This is a genomic window from Streptomyces sp. NPDC043812, from assembly GCF_056436245.1.
On sequence record NZ_JBWKCY010000026.1, the window covers coordinates 51,080 to 67,141 of the forward strand.

12 protein-coding genes are annotated in these 16,062 nt (G+C 70.3%); 5 read left to right on the forward strand and 7 right to left on the reverse strand.

From position 1 onward, the window contains the following. Nucleotides 1-73 precede the first annotated feature (73 nt). Nucleotides 74-1,177, forward strand: a complete 1,104-nt coding sequence (locus tag AC067Z_RS30605; RefSeq protein WP_478792897.1) for a PQQ-dependent sugar dehydrogenase — start codon at nt 74-76, stop codon at nt 1,175-1,177. Between the two features lie 63 nt (nt 1,178-1,240). Here the strand turns inward: AC067Z_RS30605 and AC067Z_RS30610 are convergent, their stop codons facing one another. After that, nucleotides 1,241-3,040: an AMP-dependent synthetase/ligase gene (locus AC067Z_RS30610; RefSeq protein WP_478792941.1), complete on the reverse strand. Its 1,800-nt coding sequence runs from the start codon at nt 3,038-3,040 to the stop codon at nt 1,241-1,243. A gap of 272 nt (nt 3,041-3,312) precedes the next feature. Beyond that, nucleotides 3,313-4,188 (reverse strand): LysR substrate-binding domain-containing protein, encoded by an 876-nt coding sequence (locus tag AC067Z_RS30615; RefSeq protein WP_478792898.1) that lies wholly within the window; start codon nt 4,186-4,188, stop codon nt 3,313-3,315. Nucleotides 4,189-4,381: 193 nt separating this feature from the next. Here AC067Z_RS30615 and AC067Z_RS30620 point away from each other — a divergent pair, with 193 nt between their 5' ends. The 4 genes from AC067Z_RS30620 (at nt 4,382) to AC067Z_RS30635 (ending at nt 9,249) form a co-directional block, all read left to right on the forward strand. Continuing rightward, the gene (locus AC067Z_RS30620; RefSeq protein WP_478792899.1) at nt 4,382-6,751 is read left to right on the forward strand and encodes a collagenase; all 2,370 of its coding nucleotides are present in this window, start codon (nt 4,382-4,384) and stop codon (nt 6,749-6,751) included. Between the two features lie 92 nt (nt 6,752-6,843). Then, nucleotides 6,844-7,560, forward strand: coding sequence for a GntR family transcriptional regulator (locus AC067Z_RS30625; protein WP_478792900.1), 717 nt, complete (start codon nt 6,844-6,846; stop codon nt 7,558-7,560). Nucleotides 7,561-7,693: 133 nt separating this feature from the next. Next, the gene (locus AC067Z_RS30630; protein ID WP_478792901.1) at nt 7,694-8,728 is read left to right on the forward strand and encodes a bile acid:sodium symporter family protein; all 1,035 of its coding nucleotides are present in this window, start codon (nt 7,694-7,696) and stop codon (nt 8,726-8,728) included. Between the two features lie 110 nt (nt 8,729-8,838). Then, the gene (locus AC067Z_RS30635) at nt 8,839-9,249 is read left to right on the forward strand and encodes a (2Fe-2S) ferredoxin domain-containing protein (protein WP_478792902.1); all 411 of its coding nucleotides are present in this window, start codon (nt 8,839-8,841) and stop codon (nt 9,247-9,249) included. 94 nt (nt 9,250-9,343) lie between these two features. Here AC067Z_RS30635 and fdhD read toward each other — a convergent pair whose 3' ends face one another. Genes fdhD through AC067Z_RS30660 form a run of 5 tightly spaced genes read right to left on the reverse strand, consistent with a single transcriptional unit; the run spans nt 9,344 to nt 15,970 of the window. Next, nucleotides 9,344-10,183, reverse strand: a complete 840-nt coding sequence (gene fdhD / locus AC067Z_RS30640; protein ID WP_478792903.1) for a formate dehydrogenase accessory sulfurtransferase FdhD — start codon at nt 10,181-10,183, stop codon at nt 9,344-9,346. A gap of 24 nt (nt 10,184-10,207) precedes the next feature. Continuing rightward, complete coding sequence (locus tag AC067Z_RS30645) at nt 10,208-11,065, reverse strand: 2Fe-2S iron-sulfur cluster-binding protein (RefSeq protein WP_478792904.1); 858 nt, start codon at nt 11,063-11,065, stop codon at nt 10,208-10,210. Next, nucleotides 11,062-13,068, reverse strand: a complete 2,007-nt coding sequence (locus AC067Z_RS30650; RefSeq protein WP_478792905.1) for an NADH-ubiquinone oxidoreductase-F iron-sulfur binding region domain-containing protein — start codon at nt 13,066-13,068, stop codon at nt 11,062-11,064. The genes AC067Z_RS30645 and AC067Z_RS30650 overlap by 4 nt, the downstream gene beginning before the upstream one ends. Further along, the gene (locus AC067Z_RS30655) at nt 13,059-14,984 is read right to left on the reverse strand and encodes a molybdopterin oxidoreductase family protein (RefSeq protein WP_478792906.1); all 1,926 of its coding nucleotides are present in this window, start codon (nt 14,982-14,984) and stop codon (nt 13,059-13,061) included. Before AC067Z_RS30655 ends, AC067Z_RS30650 begins: the two co-directional genes overlap by 10 nt. Then, nucleotides 14,981-15,970 carry a 2-dehydropantoate 2-reductase gene (locus AC067Z_RS30660; protein ID WP_478792907.1) on the reverse strand — a complete coding sequence of 330 codons (990 nt, stop codon included), beginning with the start codon at nt 15,968-15,970 and terminating at the stop codon, nt 14,981-14,983. The genes AC067Z_RS30655 and AC067Z_RS30660 overlap by 4 nt, the downstream gene beginning before the upstream one ends. Nucleotides 15,971-16,062: the final 92 nt, after the last annotated feature.

Genomic DNA, 16,062 nt, shown 5'->3' on the forward strand with positions numbered 1-16,062 from the left:
GGACCAAGATCGTCGTTAGGGCGACCCGCATAGAACGGCTGGAAACACTCAAATCCCCCCACGGAGGCCATACATGCACCGCAGCACGTCCCTGAAGGCCAAGCTGAGCACGGTGGCAGCGCTGGGCGCGGCAGCGCTCGTCGCGGGACTCGTCCAGAACGCCGGCGCCGTCGAGCCGGAACGCGCCGGCGCCCTGGGCACGCCGACCGGCATCACCACCATCTCCTCCGGCTGGTCCATCCCCTGGGGCACCTCCTGGCTGCCCGACGGCTCGGCCGCCCTGGTGACCGAGCGGGACTCCTTCAAGGTCTTCAAGGTCACCCCGTCCGGCAGCAGGACGGAGGTCGGCGCCGTCCCCGACTCCCAGACCACGGGCGGCGAGGGCGGACTGATGGGCGTCGCCGTCGACCCGGACTGGGCATCGAACCGCTACGTCTACTTCATGCACACCTCGTCCGACGGCAATCGCATCGCCCGCATGACGTACGACGGCTCCTCCCTGACCAGCTACAAGGCCCTGGTCCAGGGCATCAAGAAGGCCAGGTACCACAACGGCGGACGGCTGGCCTTCGGCCCGGACGGCTACCTCTACGCCTCGACCGGCGACGCCCAGACCACGTCGCTCGCCCAGGACAGGAACTCCCTCAACGGCAAGATCCTGCGTATGACCAAGGACGGGAAGACGGCGCCGGGCAACCCCTTCGGCAACCTCGTCTTCAGCCTCGGCCACCGCAATCCGCAGGGCCTCGCCTTCGACGCCCAGGGCAGGCTGTGGTCCGCCGAACTGGGCCAGAACTCCAAGGACGAGCTGAACCTGATCAAGTCCGGCCACAACTACGGCTGGCCCACCTGCGAGGGCAACTGCAGTGTCTCCGGGATGACCAACCCCAAGAAGACCTGGAACGTCGCCGACGCCTCCCCCAGCGGTGTCGCCGTCGTCGACAACGCCGTCTACATGGCGTCCCTGCGCGGCGAACGGCTCTGGGAGATCCCGATCAATCCCGGCAACGAGGACGTCGGCACCGCCAAGTCGTACTACGTCGGCACCTACGGCCGGCTGCGCGCCGTCACCAAGGTGCCCGGCGCGAACCAGTTGTGGCTGTCGACCACCAACGCCGACGGCAACGGCGGTCAGCCGGCCGGCTCCGACAAGATCTTCCGGGTGACGATCGGCTGAGCCCGGGCCACACCCGCCCGGCGCGGAAATCCGCGCCCCCGCGCCGGGCGGTGCGGGGGGTGCCTAGTGGTACAGCGCGTTCACCTCGACCGCGTACGCGTTCTCGATCGCCTTGCGCTTGAGCTTCAGCGACGGGGTCAGCAGTCCGTGCTCCTCGCTGAAGGGATGGGCGAGGATCCGGAACGTACGGATCGACTCGGCCTTCGACACCAGCGTGTTGGCGGCCACCACCGCCCGCCGGACCTCCATCTCCAGGTCCGGGTCGCGCACCAGTTCCGCGGGGGACAGCGGGGCCTTTCCCTGGATCGTCAGCCAGTGGTCGACCGCTTCCTGGTCGACGGTGACCAGCGCGGCGATGTACGGACGGTCGTTGCCGACGACGATGCACTGCGCCACCAGCGGGTGCGCCCGCACGCGCTCCTCAAGGCCGATGGGCGAGACGCTCTTGCCGCCCGACGTCACCAGGATCTCCTTCTTGCGGCCCGTGATCGTCAGATAGCCGTCCTCGTCGAGGGCTCCGAGGTCGCCGGTCGCCAGCCAGTCGTCGTGCAGCACGGCGTCGGTGGCCTTCGGGTCGTTCAGATAGCCGGAGAAGATGTGGCCGCCGTGCAGCCAGACCTCGCCGTCCTCCGCGATGTGCACCGTGGTGCCCGGGATCGGCAGACCGACCGTGCCGTACCGCGTGCGCTCGGGAGGGTTGGCGGTGGCCGCCGCGGTCGACTCGGTCAGACCGTACCCCTCGAAGATCGTGACGCCCGCGCCCTCGAAGAACAGCCCCAGCCGGCGGTCCATACCGGAACCGCCGGACATCGCGTGCCGCACCCGTCCGCCCATCGCGTCGCGGACCTTGCCGTACACCAGCTTCTCGAACAGCTGGTGCTGCATGCGCAGCCCCGCCGACGGGCCGGGCCCGAGATCGAACGCCCGGTGCTCCATCGCTTCCGCGTACCGCACCGCCACATCCACGGCCTTGTCGAACGCGCCGACCTTGCCCTGGGTCTCCGCCTTGCGGCGCGCGGCGTTGAACACCTTCTCGAAGATGTAGGGGACGGCCAGGATGAACGTCGGTCTGAAGCTTGCGAGATCCGGCAGCAGCGCGCTGGCCTGCAGCACCGGCTGATGGCCGAGTTTGACCCGGCCGCGGATCGCTGCGACCTCGACCATCCGGCCGAAGACATGCGCCAGCGGCAGGAAGAGCAGCGTCGCCGCCTCGTCGCCGGGTCGTGAGTGGAAGACCGGTTCCCAGCGGCTGATCAAGGTGTCGGTCTCGAACATGAAGTTGGCGTGGGTGATCACGCAGCCCTTGGGGCGGCCCGTGGTGCCCGAGGTGTAGATGATCGTGGCGATCGAGTCCGGCGTCACCGCCCGCCGGTGCCGGTGCACGACGTCGTCGTCGATGTGCTCACCGGCGGCGACCAGTTCGGCCACGGCGTCGGCGTCAAGCTGCCACAGCCGGTTCAGCCGGGGCAGCTTGTCGATCACCGACCCGATGGTCATGGCGTGGTCCTCCTGCTCCACCATGCAGGCCGTGACCTCGGCGTCGTGCAGCATCCAGTAGACCTGCTCGGCGGAGGACGTCGGATACACGGGCACGGAGTGGGCGCCCACCGTCCACAGCGCGAAGTCGAACAGTGTCCACTCGTAGCGCGTACGGCACATCAGCGCGACGCGGTCGCCGAACCGGACGCCGTGCGCGAGCAGGCCCTTGGCCAGCGCCAGCACCTCGTCACGGAACTGGGCCGACGTGACGTTCTGCCAGTGGCCCTCGGCGTCCTTGCGGCCGAGCGCGACCCGGTCGGGATCGTCCAGGGCATGGTCGAAGACCGCGTCCGCCAGTCCGCCGACCTGAGGCGCCGCGGCCATGGGTGGGACAGAGAACTCGCGCAATGGCCTGCTCCTTGTGGCGCTCCGCACAGCGCCGTGACCGTACCCCACGATTTCTCCGTGCGGGAGGGGCTGCGTGAACAGTGGACGATTGGCATCGACACAGGTCAACAGGGGGAACGGGAGAGCTGGAAGGGGTGGTTGGGGGGATTTCTGACCTCAGAGTAAGTACAGTCGGGCCGAATCTCCACCGAATCTGTACGCAGCGATCACCGGCCTTCTACCGGGCGAAGACCTTGGTCCGTACCTGGTCAGTGGGGTACCGGGCCGTGCAGCCGGTCGCCCGCCGCCAGCAGCGCGTCCGCCAGCGCCGCGGCAGCCTCCTGTGCCGGGTGGCTGCGCCGGCCCTGCAGCAGTACGAAGTCGACCGTGCCGAGATCCGGCAGTGCCGCCCGCTCGGACACGACCGTCAGCCCCGGCGGGATCAGACCGCGGGTGTGCGCCATCACTCCCAGCCCGGCGCGCGCCGCGGCGACCAGCCCGCTGAGGCTGCCGCTCGTGCAGACGATGCGCCACTCGCGGCCTTCCTTCTCCAGCACATCGAGGGCGCGGGAGCGGGTGACTGCCGGGGGCGGGAACAGGATCAACGGGACGGGCCGCTCGGGATCCGGGCGTACGCCCTGCGCGGCGATCCACACCATGTGGTCGCGCCAGACCAGCTCGCCCTGCGTCGCCGCTCCCGGCCCGCGTTTGGCGAGCACCAGATCCAGGCGGCCCGCCTCCAGCCGCTTGTGCAGCGTGCCCGAGAGCTCCACCGTGAGTTCGAGATCGACCTCCGGATGATCGCGGCGGAAGGCCACCAGGATCTCCGGGAGCCGTGTCAGTACGAAGTCCTCCGACGCCCCGAACCGCAACCGGCCGCGCAGCCGGGTGCCGGTGAAGAAGGCCGTGGCGCGCTCCTGTGCCTGAAGGATCGTGCGGGCGAAGCCGAGCATCGCCTCGCCGTCCGCGGTCAGCTCCACGCTGTGGGTGTCCCGCGTGAACAGCAGCCGCCCCGTCGCGTCCTCCAGCCTGCGCACGTGCTGGCTCACCGTGGACTGGCGCAGCCCGAGACGGCGGGCGGCCTGAGTGAAGTTCAGGGTCTGTGCGACGGCCAGGAATGTGCGCAGCTGGGTGGGGTCGTACATGCGCCGAGCCTATGGGTTCGGCGGCCGCATGCACCGCAAGAAGGGGCCGCGCACCCCTTGCCAGTAAAATTTCACATTACTATGTTACATGGCGCGCCACGGCGTGCCGACCCGTCAATCCCCTTGTGCAGCCCGGCACTTAGTGGCGCTCCGCAACGCTGTCGCACCACTCACCTCCCACAGGAGTCCACAGGTGTCCCAGCTCAGATCCCTGCGCAAGCCACTGCTCGCAGGAGCCGTCACCGTCGCACTGCTCGCGCCTCTGGGGCAGTTGGCCAGGGCCGATCAGCCCGGCCCGCAGACGCCCGCCGCCTCGGCCGCCCGACCCGGCCCGCTCGCGCCCGCCTCCCCGTCAACCGCGCCCGACGCAAGGCCCGGTGGCGGGAACCGTCACGACGAGGTCGACCGTCTCGCCCGTGCGCCCAGGCGCACCGCCGCTCCCGCACCGGCGCCGGGCGGATCGGCACAGGGCCGCATACCCGGCCGGCAGAGTCCCGCCGCTCCTCGTGCCGCGGCCCCGCCCGTCACCGCCGACGGGGTGCCGTGCACCCTCGACGGCGTCACCCGTCTCCTGCCCGAGGCGTGGGCGGACTTCCTCGCCGACCCCGCGGTCACCGCCGACAGCTGTCTCGCCGGCCTGATCTGGACATGGGACGCCCGCCTCGCCCCCGTCATGTCCGACGCCCACGTCCAGGCGGTGAGCCGGCGCATCTCCGGCCTCGCCGCCGGTCACGACGGCAGCAACTCCACCCACCTGCTGGAGATGCTCACTTACCTGCACGCCGTGGCCTACCACGATTTCTCGCGCCCCGAGATCGATGTCACCGACGTCCCGACCACCGAGGCCATGAGAAGCGGTATCCACGCCTACGGCGCCGCGTCCCGCACCTTCGACGTCACCAGGACCAACGCGGAGAGCCTGCGCGAGGCGCTCTACGCGGGCAGCGCCCCGGGGCTGCGCCACAGCCAGCTCGGCCTCATCAAGAAAGTCCTGGCCACCATGGACAAGTACCACAAGGGCCAGTACGACAACGCCTCCTGGGGCGGCGCCGCACTGGCCGCCCTCTCCGTGAACTACCTCGGCGTCTACCCCGGCAACAGGGACACCGCGTTCCACAACGTGGTCACGCAGAACGCGTCCTACCGGGCCGCCTTCCGGGCCTTCGCGCACCACACCCACCTCAAGGGCACCGTCAACGAATGGGCCGTCCGTGACGCGCTGAGCGAGTACGGCCGCTTCGGGCAGATCGCCGCACTCACCGCCCTGACCGTGCCCGACCTCGGCGCCCTGTTGCCCGTTGCCGAGAGCAACTTCGGCACCGGGCGGGCGCCCTGGGCCTCGCTGGTGTCCTGGCTCAACTTCTACGAGGCGTGCGAGCCGTACGGCGTCTGCAAGGCGGACATCGAGCGGCGGATCTTCCCGCACACCTACACGTACGACGCCGGAGGCATCAAGGTCCGCACCGGGCTCGACCGCGCCACGGTCGATCAGCTCTACTACGCGAGCAAGCAGGTCAAGGCGCAGTTCCACCGGGTGCTCGGCTCGCTGGAGCCGCTGGCCGGCGACCCGAACGCCGCGCTCACGGTCGTGCTCTACGCCTCTCGCGCCGACTACGAGAACTACCACCCGATCCTCACCGGGATGGGCACCGAGAACGGCGGGGTCTACATCGAGCGGGGAGCGACCTTCTACACCTACCAGCGCAGGGTTCCGCAGGACTCGTCGCTCACACTCGAGGAGCTCTTCCGCCACGAGTACGTCCACTATCTCAACGGCCGCTGGGCGGTGCCCGGTTACTTCGGTGAAGGCCCCTGGTACAGCGGCGACCGCACCACGGCGATGGACGAGGGCACCGCGGAGTTCTTCGACGGAGCCACCCGCGACGACGGCGTCGCCGTGCGCAAGTCCCTGGTCCTCGGCATCATCGAGGACACTGCGGGCGGTGGCCCGCGGATGACCGTCGACCAGTTGCTGCATGCGACGTACGACGGGGACGGCTTCCGCTTCTACGACTACGCGGGAACCTTCTTCGAGTTCCTGTGGACCGAGCGTCCCGCACTGCTTCGGGAGATGTACCGCCATCTGCGGGCGGACGACCCGGCGGCCTTCGACGCCTGGCGTGCCCGGCTCGGCGGCGACGCAGCGCTCCAGCGGGCCTACGACGGCTTCCTGGACACACAGATCGCCAAGGTGGACGACCTGTTCGTGCCCAACACCACGTACACGCCCAACGGGCAGTTGGCGGAGGACTCGGTGGCCGGTGTCCGTGCCCGCTTCCAGTCCGCGACGGCCGCGCACCCGGACTGCGTGGAGAGCGGCGAGCCGGGCAAGAGGCGCTTCGGGTGCACCGGCCGGATCACCGCCACCCTCTCCGACGCGGCGGACGAGAGCCGGGTGTTCAAGGACATGGCGGAGACGGTCGACCACTTCATCCTCGACCGGGCAGGCGCCGCCTCGAACAACCTCGCCGACATGAACTGCTCGTTCGGCGAGGTCGAGATCTGGGCCAACGGCCGTGCGGGCACGTCCTCGTACTCCTGTGAAGGACCCCTGCGCAGCTGACACCCATGGGCCGGGACGGCATTCGCCGTCCCGGCCGTCAGCGCAACGTGACATTGTACGCTGAGGGCCCCGCGGACCTCGGAGGAAGCGACATGGGCGACTTGAAGCAGCCCAACCTGATCACCGCACAGGAACGGCTGCGCGACCAGGTTGCCCATGCCCTGCACGCCGCCCTCGTCGCGGGTGAACTACGCCCGGGCAGCGTGTACTCCGCACCCGGTCTCGCGGCCGAGTTCGGCATCTCGGCCACACCCGTTCGCGAGGCGATGCTCGACCTCGCCCGCGAGGGCATGGTCGAACCCGTACGCAACAAGGGTTTCCGGATCACCGAGGTCAGTGAGCGGGATCTGGACCAGTACACCGAGCTGCGCGCGCTCATAGAGGTGCCGACGGTCGGCAGGGTCGCCCGGATCGCAGACGCCCAGCAGTTGGAGCAACTGCGTCCTGTCGCCGAGGAGATCGTTGCCCAGGCCCGCGAGCACAATCTCATCGGCTATCTGGACGCCGACCGCCGTTTCCACCTCGGCCTGCTGGCTCTCGCGGGCAACGACCGGCTGGTCGAGACGGTGGGCGACCTGCGCAAGCGTTCCCGCCTCTACGGCCTGAAGGGGCTCGACCGGCACGGTCAGCTGATCTCCTCCGCCGAGGAGCATCTCGAACTGCTCGACCTGATGGTGGCCGGCGACGCGCCGGCCGCCGAGGAGTGCATGGCGCGCCATCTGGGCCATGTGCGATCGCTGTGGGCCGAGGCCCGTGACGAGCCGGTCGAGCCGCGCCCCAAGCGGCGACTCCGCGGCAGCCGCACCTGAGCCGTGCCCGCGGCGTACCGGATCTGCTCATCGGGATTCGTGATGACAGTCACCACGGTGTGCGGGATTCCCGATCAAGGAGTTGCGGAGGATCATAGGAAGGGCATGTCCGCGACCGAGAGCAAGTGAGCACATGAACCGCCGCACCTGGCAGCTGCCGTCCTGGCTGCCGATCGACCCGTACATACTTGCGCTGCTGGCCACGGTGGGACTCGCGGCTCTGCTCCCCGCATCGGGCACGGCGGCCGATGTCGCGGGCGGCGCGTCCACCGGCGCGGTGGCGCTCCTCTTCTTCCTGTACGGCGCCCGGCTGTCGACCCGCGAGACCCTCGACGGGCTGCGGCACTGGCGGCTCCATCTCACGGTGCTGGCCGCGACGTTCGCGGTCTTCCCCCTGCTCGGACTGGCGGCGTGGAAACTCCAGCCGCTGGTCCTCACCCCGGAGCTGGCGAACGGACTGCTGTTCCTGTGTCTGGTGCCGTCCACCATCCAGTCGTCGATCGCCTTCACCTCCATGGCCCGCGGCAACGTGCCCGCGGCGATCTGCGCGGGTTCCTTCTCCAGCCTCGCCGGGATCCTCCTGACCCCCCTGCTGGCGGCGCTGCTCCTGGGCGGCGGCGCGGGCGGCTTCTCGGCCGGTTCGCTGCTGCGCATCGTGCTGCAGCTGCTCGTGCCGTTCCTGGCTGGCCAGTTGCTGCGCCGCTGGGTGGGCCCGGTCCTCTCCCGCCACCAAAAGCTCCTCGGCTACGTCGACCGCGGCTCGATCCTGCTCGTCGTCTATGCCGCGTTCAGCGAAGGCATGGTCGCGGGGATCTGGCGGCAGGTGACGCCGGCCCGCCTGGGCGGGCTGCTGGTGGTGGAGATGCTTCTGCTCGCGGCGATGCTCACTGTGACCTGGTTCGGCGCGAAGAGGCTCGGCTTCGGCCGGGCGGACCGGATCGCGATCCAGAACGCGGGCACGACGAAGAGCCTCGCGGCGGGACTGCCGATGGCGACGGTGCTGTTCGGGGCGCACGCGAGCCTGGCGGTCCTGCCGCTGATGCTCTTCCACCAGCTGCAGTTGATGGTCTGCGCGGTGATGGCGAAGCGCCGCGCCCGTGATCAGGAGCGCGCCACGCCGACCGCGCGCCCCGGGGCCTCCGCGCCCACCGCGCTGCAAAGCCGCTGAACGCGGCCGACGGGCGCTGACGCGGGCATGGGGCATGTGCCGACCACTTCGGTGGCCGGTTCCCGGCCCCGGCCGACGTGGGTCCGTCCTGCGACTGGGAAGATCACCCGGTGACGACGTTCGCGATACGTGCCATAGGCGCCCGCCCCTGCACCCTCGTCGTGTGCCGGGGGTGCTGCTGCGGCGACGGCCGCAAGCACCCCGGTACCGACCACGACGCTCAACTGGCCCGTCTGCGGCAGGCGGCAGCCGCCTCCGACGGGCGGCTGGCCGTGCGGACCAGTGACTGCCTCGGGCCGTGCGGACAGGCGAACGTGATCGTCGTCCAGCCCTCCTCCGAGGGCCGTCGCCGCGGTGCCCGGGCGTCCTGGGTCGGGTGGGCGCTCGACGACGACGCCATCGACGACGTGCTCGCCTGGGCCGAGGCGGGCGGCCCCGGAATCGCCGAACCCCCGGCGACGCTCACACTGCAGATGATCCCGCCGCCGTCGGACGCCCGTCGGCGGGTCCGCCGGCGCTGAGAGCACCGGGGCACCAGGCACCGCACGGAAGGACCCGGCCGGCGCAGGGGGCGCTCCCCGCCGGCCGGGTCCGTCTCCCGTGCCGCGGGGCGCGTCATACCCCGGTGCCGAGGGCGATGCGCTCGTCGCCCGCGTACACGTTCATATTGGTGCCGCGCAGAAAGCCGACGAGCGTCAGCCCCGTCTCGGCGGCCAGATCCACCGCCAGCGACGACGGCGCCGAGACGGCCGCGAGCACCGGGATGCCCGCCATCACCGCCTTCTGCGCAAGCTCGAACGACGCCCGCCCCGACACCAGCAGGATCGTCCGCGACAGCGGCAGCCTGCCCTCCTGGAGAGCCCGGCCGATCAGCTTGTCGACCGCGTTGTGGCGGCCGACGTCCTCGCGTATGTCGAGCATCTCGCCCTCGGGCGAGAAGAGCGCCGCGGCGTGCAGGCCCCCGGTCCGGTCGAACACCTGCTGCGCCGCACGCAGCCGGTCGGGGAGGCCGGCGAGCAGAGCGGGCTCGACACGGACCGGGGGAGTGTCGGCGATCTCGAAGCGGGCGGTGGTGCGCACCGCGTCCAGGCTGGCCTTGCCGCACAGGCCGCAGGACGAGGAGGTGTAGACGTTGCGCTCCAGGGTGATGTCCGGGACGGGGACGCCGGGAGCGAGCTTCACGTCGACCACGTTGTACGTGTTCGCGCCGTCGGCCGTGGCGCCCGCGCAGTACACGATCGACTGCAGTTCCTCGGCCGTCCCCAGCACCCCCTCGCTGACCAGGAAGCCCGCCGCCAGTGCGAAGTCGTCGCCCGGTGTGCGCATCGTGATCGCGAGGGGTTTCCCGTTGAGCCGGATCTCCAGCGGCTCCTCCGCGACCAGGGTGTCCGGACGCGTGGAGACGACCCCGTCACGGATGCGAATGGTGCGGCGGCGCTCGGTGACCCGTCCCATGGTGATCAGTCCCAGTCGTTTCGATCAGCGCTGCTGAACGTGTTGGTAGCCGAAACGGCCCTTGATGCAGAGGTTGCCGTGGGTCACCGGGTTGTCGTGCGGCGAGGTGACCTTGACGATCTCATTCTCCTGCACATGCAGGGTGAGGTTGCAGCCGACGCCGCAGTACGCGCAGACGGTCGTCGTCTGCGTCTGCGACGGCTCGTCCCAGGTGCCCGCGGCCCGCATGTCGAACTCCGACTTGAACGACAGCGCACCCGTCGGGCACACCTCGATGCAGTTGCCGCAGTACACACAGGCGGAGTCGGTCAGCGGGGCGTCGTGCTCGGTGGAGATGCGGGAGTCGAAGCCACGGCCCGCCACGGCGATCGCGAACGTGTTCTGCCACTGCTCGCCGCAGGCGTCGACGCACTTGTAGCAGAGGATGCACTTGTCGTAGTCGCGGACGTACAGGTCGTTGTCGACCTTCGGCTCCTCGTTCACCGTCGCCGCGTCCGGACCGAAGCGGTCCGGCTTCGCCTCGTACTCCTTGATCCACTCCGAGGCGCGGGGAGTCGTGGACAGATCCGTGGAAGAGGCGAGCAGCTCCAGGACGATCTTCCTGCTGTGCCGGGCGCGCTCGGTGTCGGTCCGCACGCTCATTCCGGGTTCGGCGCGCCTGGAACAGGCGGGGGCGAGCGTCCGCGCACCCTCGACCTCGACGACGCACACCCGGCAGGCGTTCTTCGGTGTGAGCGTGTCGCCCTGGCACAGCGTCGGGACGTCCTTGCCGTTGGCCCGGCACGCGTCCAGGATCGTGTCGCCCTCGGGGACCCGGACCGGCTCGCCGTCGAGAGTGAACTCGACCAGCCTGCGCGGTGGTTGAAGCGGTATGGCGGTCATTCGTAGGCTCCCAGCCGGTCGATGGCGGATTCGACGGCGTTCCAGGCGGTCTGGCCGAGACCGCAGATCGAGGCGTCCCGCATGGCCCGTCCCACTTCGCGCAGCAGGGCGATGTCGTCGGCCGCCGCCGCGCCGGTGCGGTCCTTGATGCGGTGCAGGGCTTCCTCCTGCCGGACCGTGCCGACCCGGCAGGGCACGCACTGACCGCAGGACTCATCGCGGAAGAACTCCGCGATGCGCAGCAGGATGCGGGGGAGTTCGACGGTGTCGTCGAGCACCAGCACCACACCCGATCCGAGGGTGGTGCCGGCATCGCGCGTCCCCTCGAACGTCAGGGGGATGTCCAGCTCGTCGGGCCGTACGAAGCTGCCGGCGGCCCCGCCCAGAAGGACGGCACGTATGCGCTCCGGGGGCCCGGCGAGCTCGATCAGCTCGCGCACAGTGACACCGAAGGGCAGCTCGTACACGCCCGGTCGCTCGACGTTCCCGGACAGGCAGAACAGCTTGGTCTCCTGCGTCCTGCCCAGGAGGACGGGCAGGACGTTGACGAGCGTCTCGACGTTGTTGACGGCCGTGGGCTTGCCGAACAGGCCCTTCTCCACGGGGAAGGGCGGCTTGCTGCGCGGCTCACCGCGATAGCCCTCGACGGAGTTGAAGATCGCGGTCTCCTCGCCGCAGATGTAGGCACCCGCGCCCCGGCGTATCTCGATGTCGAAGGCGTATCCCTGCCCGAGGACGTCGTCCCCGAGGAAACCGCGGGAGCGTGCCGCGTCGATGGCGTTCTGCAGGCGGGCCAGCGCCCTCGGGTACTCGCCGCGGAGATACAGGAATCCCTTGCGGGCGCCGATGGCGTACCCCGCGACGGTCATCGACTCGATCAGCGCGAACGGATCGCCCTCCATGAGCACGCGGTCCTTGAACGTGCCGGGCTCGCTCTCGTCCGCGTTGCAGACGAGGTAGTGGGGACGGTCGGGCTGGGCCGCCGTCGCCTGCCACTTGCGGCCGGTGGGGAACGCGGCGCCGCCCCTGCCGACCAGCCCCGACTCGGTGACCTCGCGTATGACACCGGAGGGCCCGAGCGCGAAGGCGCGCCGAAGGGCGGCGTAGCCGCCGTGGGCCCGATAGTCGTCGAGGGAGTCGGGATCCACGACGCCGACGCGTCCCAGGAGCGTGAGCCCCGTCTGCCCGGCCTGCGGCACCGCTGCTCCGGCGCCCGCCTCGGGGGGCGCGGCCTCCGGCGCGTCGGCGGCGACGCGCACGGCCTCGGCGGTCGCCGGAGCGATGACGGCCGTGGCGTAGGGAGTCTCTTCCCCACCCCGCCCCCTCATGTCACCGGGGCTCCGCCCCGGACCACCCCGCGCGTCAATCGCCGATGGGGCCGGATTTCGCGGATCAGCCCCTTGGGCACCTCCCACGGCCGCCAGGCCGTAGGGGGAGATCGAGGACACCGCCGAAGGCGGTACCGGGTCCGGGCGGAGCCCGGTCGGGGAAGGGGCGGGGCGGGGAACGTCTCCGCGCAGCGGATCCGCGCCCGCCTGCAGCAGCAGCGCCGCCGGCGCCCGCTCGCACAGCCCGAGGCACGGGCTCGCCTGCACCGACACGTCGGGGCCGAGACCGTCCGCCGCCGACAGCGACCCGCCCCGCGCCGCACACGCCAGATCCGTGCACACATGCAGCACCTTCGCCGGACGCGGCTCGACCGAGAACATGGAGTAGAACGTCGCCACCCCGTACGCCTCGGCCGGTGGCACCGTCAGACGCCGGCAGATGTAGTCCAGCGCACCCTCGCTGAGCCACCCCACGCGGTCGTTCACCGCGTGCAGCGCGGGAAGCAGCAGGTCCCGGCGCTCCCGGGCCGCCGCCCCGCCGCGGGCCCAGCGCAGCTCGTCGGAGGAACGGTCGGACCCGCCTTCCCAGCCCGTCTCCGCGGGGCCGAGCAGCGCGTCGACCGCTTCCCGCTCCTCGTCCGTCGCCTTCGCCGCGTCCGTGAATTTCAGGTCCATGCGGGCACCAGCTTCTCTATCCGCACCGCCGACGCCTTGAACTCCGCCGTCCCCGCGATCGGGCAGTTCGCCTCGATCGTCAGGGTGTTGGTGTCCACTTCGTCGGGGAAGTGCATCGTCATGAACGCGAGCCCCGGCCGCAGCCCGGGGTCGATCCACACCGGTGCCGTCACCGAGCCGCGCCGTGAGGAGACGCGCACCTCCTCCCCCGTCTCGACGCCGTAAGCCGTCGCGTCCTCCGGACACAGCTCGATGTACTCGCCGCGCCGCAGCGGCGAGGCGAAACTTCCGCTCTGCACCCCGGTGTTGTAGGAGTCGAGCCGCCGCCCGGTCGTCAGCCGCAGCGGGTACTCCTCGTCCGTGAGGTCGACCGGTGGATCGTGCTCCACCAGGCCGAACGCCGCCGCCATCCCGCGCCTCTGCGGGTCCGTCTCCCACAGCCTGCCGTGGAGGAAGCTGGACGGCAGTTCGTCCGTGTCGGGGCAGGGCCACTGCAGGCCCTGGTGCTCGTCGAGGCGCTCGTACGTCATTCCGAAATGGTCCGGGGACAGTGCGCGCAGCTCGTTCCAGACCTCCTGCGAGTCGGCGAACTTCCAGTCATGACCGAGGCGTTCGGCCATGTCACAGAGGATGGTGATGTCCTCCCGCGCTTCGCCGGGCGGCACCAGAGCGGCCCGGACCCGCTGCACGCGGCGTTCGCTGTTGGTGGTCGTCCCCTCCGTCTCGGCCCAGGCCGCAGTCGCAGGCAGCACCACATCGGCCATCTCCGCGGTCTTCGTCAGGAAGATGTCCTGCACCACCAGATGGTCGAGCGCCGCGAGCCGCCGCACCGCCTGCTCGCTGTCCGCCTCCGACTGCGCGGGGTTCTCGCCGATGCAGTACACCGCACGCAGCTCGCCGCTCTCCATCGCCTCGAACATCTCGGTCAGGGTCTTGCCGTAACGGGGCTGGATCACGGTGTCCCAGGCCCGTTCGAACTTCAGACGGGTCTCGGGATGCAGGATGTCCTGGAAGCCGGGCAGCCGGTTGGGGATCGCGCCCATGTCGCCGCCGCCCTGCACGTTGTTCTGGCCGCGCAGCGGCTGCACCCCGGCGCCGTAGCGGCCCACCTGGCCGGTGAGCAGCGCGAGGTTGATCAAGGCGCGTACGTTGTCGGTGCCGTTGTGGTGTTCGGTGATGCCCAGCGTCCAGCACAGCTGGGCGCGTTCGGCGGTCGCGTAGGCGTGCGCCAGTTCGCGGATCGCGGCGGCAGGGACTCCGGTGACCTTCTCGGCCGCCGACAGTGTCCACGGCTCGACGAGCTTCGCGTACTCCTCGAACCCGGTGGTCGCCCGGTCCACGAACGCGCGGTTGACCAGCCCCGCGTCGATGATTTCGCGGCCGACCGCGTGGGCGAGCGGGATGTCGGTGCCGACGTTCAGACCGAGCCAGCTCTCGGCCCACTCGGCGGTCGAGGTGCGGCGCGGGTCGACGGCGTACATCCGCGCCCCGTTCCGGATGCCCTTCAGCACGTGCTGGAAGAAGATCGGATGCGCGAAGCGGGCGTTGGAGCCCCACATGACGATCAGATCGGTGTGGTCGACCTCTTCGTACGAGGAGGTGCCGCCGCCCGAGCCGAAGACCGCCGACAGGCCGGCGACACTGGGCGCGTGGCAGGTGCGGTTGCACGAGTCGACGTTGTTGGTGCCCATCACGACGCGGGTGAACTTCTGTGCCACGTAGTTCATCTCGTTGGTGGCGCGGGCGCAGGAGAGCATCGCGAAGGCGTCGGGGCCGTGCGCCTGACGCGCCTGGCGGAAACCGGCCGCGGCCCGTTCCAGCGCCTCGTCCCAGCTCGCCCTGCGCAACAGGCCGTCGTCGCCGCGCACCAGGGGATGGGTGAGCCTCGGATACCGCTTCTGCGGCTTCTTCTTCATGCTGCGCTCCCTGCGGAGGGGGTCGTGGTCGATGCGAGCAGATCGGCGAGTGCGTGCACGGCGCACAGTTTCGGTACGGGGGTCCTCGTGAGCGCGGCCAGTTCGACGACGGCCGCGAGCAGCACGTCCAGTTCGAGCGGCTTGCCCTTCTCCAGGTCCTGGAGGGTGGACGTCTTGTGCTCGCCGACGCGCTCGGCGCCGGCGAGGCGGCGTTCGACGGAGATCCTGGGGTGGCAGCCGACCGCGGCCGCGACCTCCAGCGTCTCGCGCATCATCGTCTCGACCAGCGCTTTGGTGTCCCGGTGGCGGCAGATCTGGGCCATCGTCGCCCGGGAGAGAGCGCTGATCGGGTTGAACGAGATGTTGCCGAGCAGCTTGATCCAGATGTCGTTGCGCAGATCGGGTTCGACCGGGCACTTGAGCCCGCCGGCCACCATGGCCTCGCTGAAGTCGAGACAACGCCGGGACACGGTCAGGTCCGGCTCGCCGATCGCGAACCGGGTGCCCTCCAAGTGCCGTACGACACCAGGGGATTCGAGTTCGGTGGCGGCATAGACCACGCATCCGATGGCGCGCTCCGGCGGCAGCGTCGCGCTGACCGTTCCGCCCGGGTCGACGCTCTCGATGCGGCGGCCGGTGTAGGGGCCGGGCAGGCCGTGGAAGTACCACCAGGGGATGCCGTTCTGCGCGGCGATCACGGCCGTGTCCGCATGCAGCAGGGGATGCACCAACGGACCTGCTGCGGCGTACGAGTTGGCCTTGAGGCCGAGGAGCACATAGTCGACGGGCCCGACCGAGGACGGGTCGTCCGTGGCCTGGGGACGCGCGGTGAAGTCACCGCGGGGGCTGAGCACGCGGACTCCGTCGCGGCGCATGGCCGCGAGATGCGCGCCGCGGGCGATGAGATGGACTTCGGCGCCGGCGCGATGGAGCGCGGCCCCGACATACGCGCCGATGGCTCCGGCGCCGACAACTGCGACTTTCACGGGGCTCTCCGTTCGGTGAGGCGACCGAGCGAGGGAGGGAATGTGAGGAGGGTGAGTCGACAGAATATTGTCTACAGTATGCCTTCCGGTGG

Bases quoted from the DNA above. Each gene is read 5' to 3' on its own strand.
- AC067Z_RS30605 (WP_478792897.1), top strand. From the start codon at position 74: ATGCACCGCAGCACGTCCCTGAAGGCCAAGCTGAGCACGGTGGCAGCG.
- AC067Z_RS30610 (WP_478792941.1), bottom strand. From the start codon at position 3,040: ATGGCCGCGGCGCCTCAGGTCGGCGGACTGGCGGACGCGGTCTTCGAC.
- AC067Z_RS30615 (WP_478792898.1), bottom strand. From the start codon at position 4,188: ATGTACGACCCCACCCAGCTGCGCACATTCCTGGCCGTCGCACAGACC.
- AC067Z_RS30625 (WP_478792900.1), top strand. From the start codon at position 6,844: ATGGGCGACTTGAAGCAGCCCAACCTGATCACCGCACAGGAACGGCTG.
- AC067Z_RS30630 (WP_478792901.1), top strand. From the start codon at position 7,694: ATGAACCGCCGCACCTGGCAGCTGCCGTCCTGGCTGCCGATCGACCCG.
- fdhD (WP_478792903.1), bottom strand. From the start codon at position 10,183: ATGGGACGGGTCACCGAGCGCCGCCGCACCATTCGCATCCGTGACGGG.
- AC067Z_RS30645 (WP_478792904.1), bottom strand. From the start codon at position 11,065: ATGACCGCCATACCGCTTCAACCACCGCGCAGGCTGGTCGAGTTCACT.
- AC067Z_RS30650 (WP_478792905.1), bottom strand. From the start codon at position 13,068: ATGGACCTGAAATTCACGGACGCGGCGAAGGCGACGGACGAGGAGCGG.
- AC067Z_RS30655 (WP_478792906.1), bottom strand. From the start codon at position 14,984: ATGAAGAAGAAGCCGCAGAAGCGGTATCCGAGGCTCACCCATCCCCTG.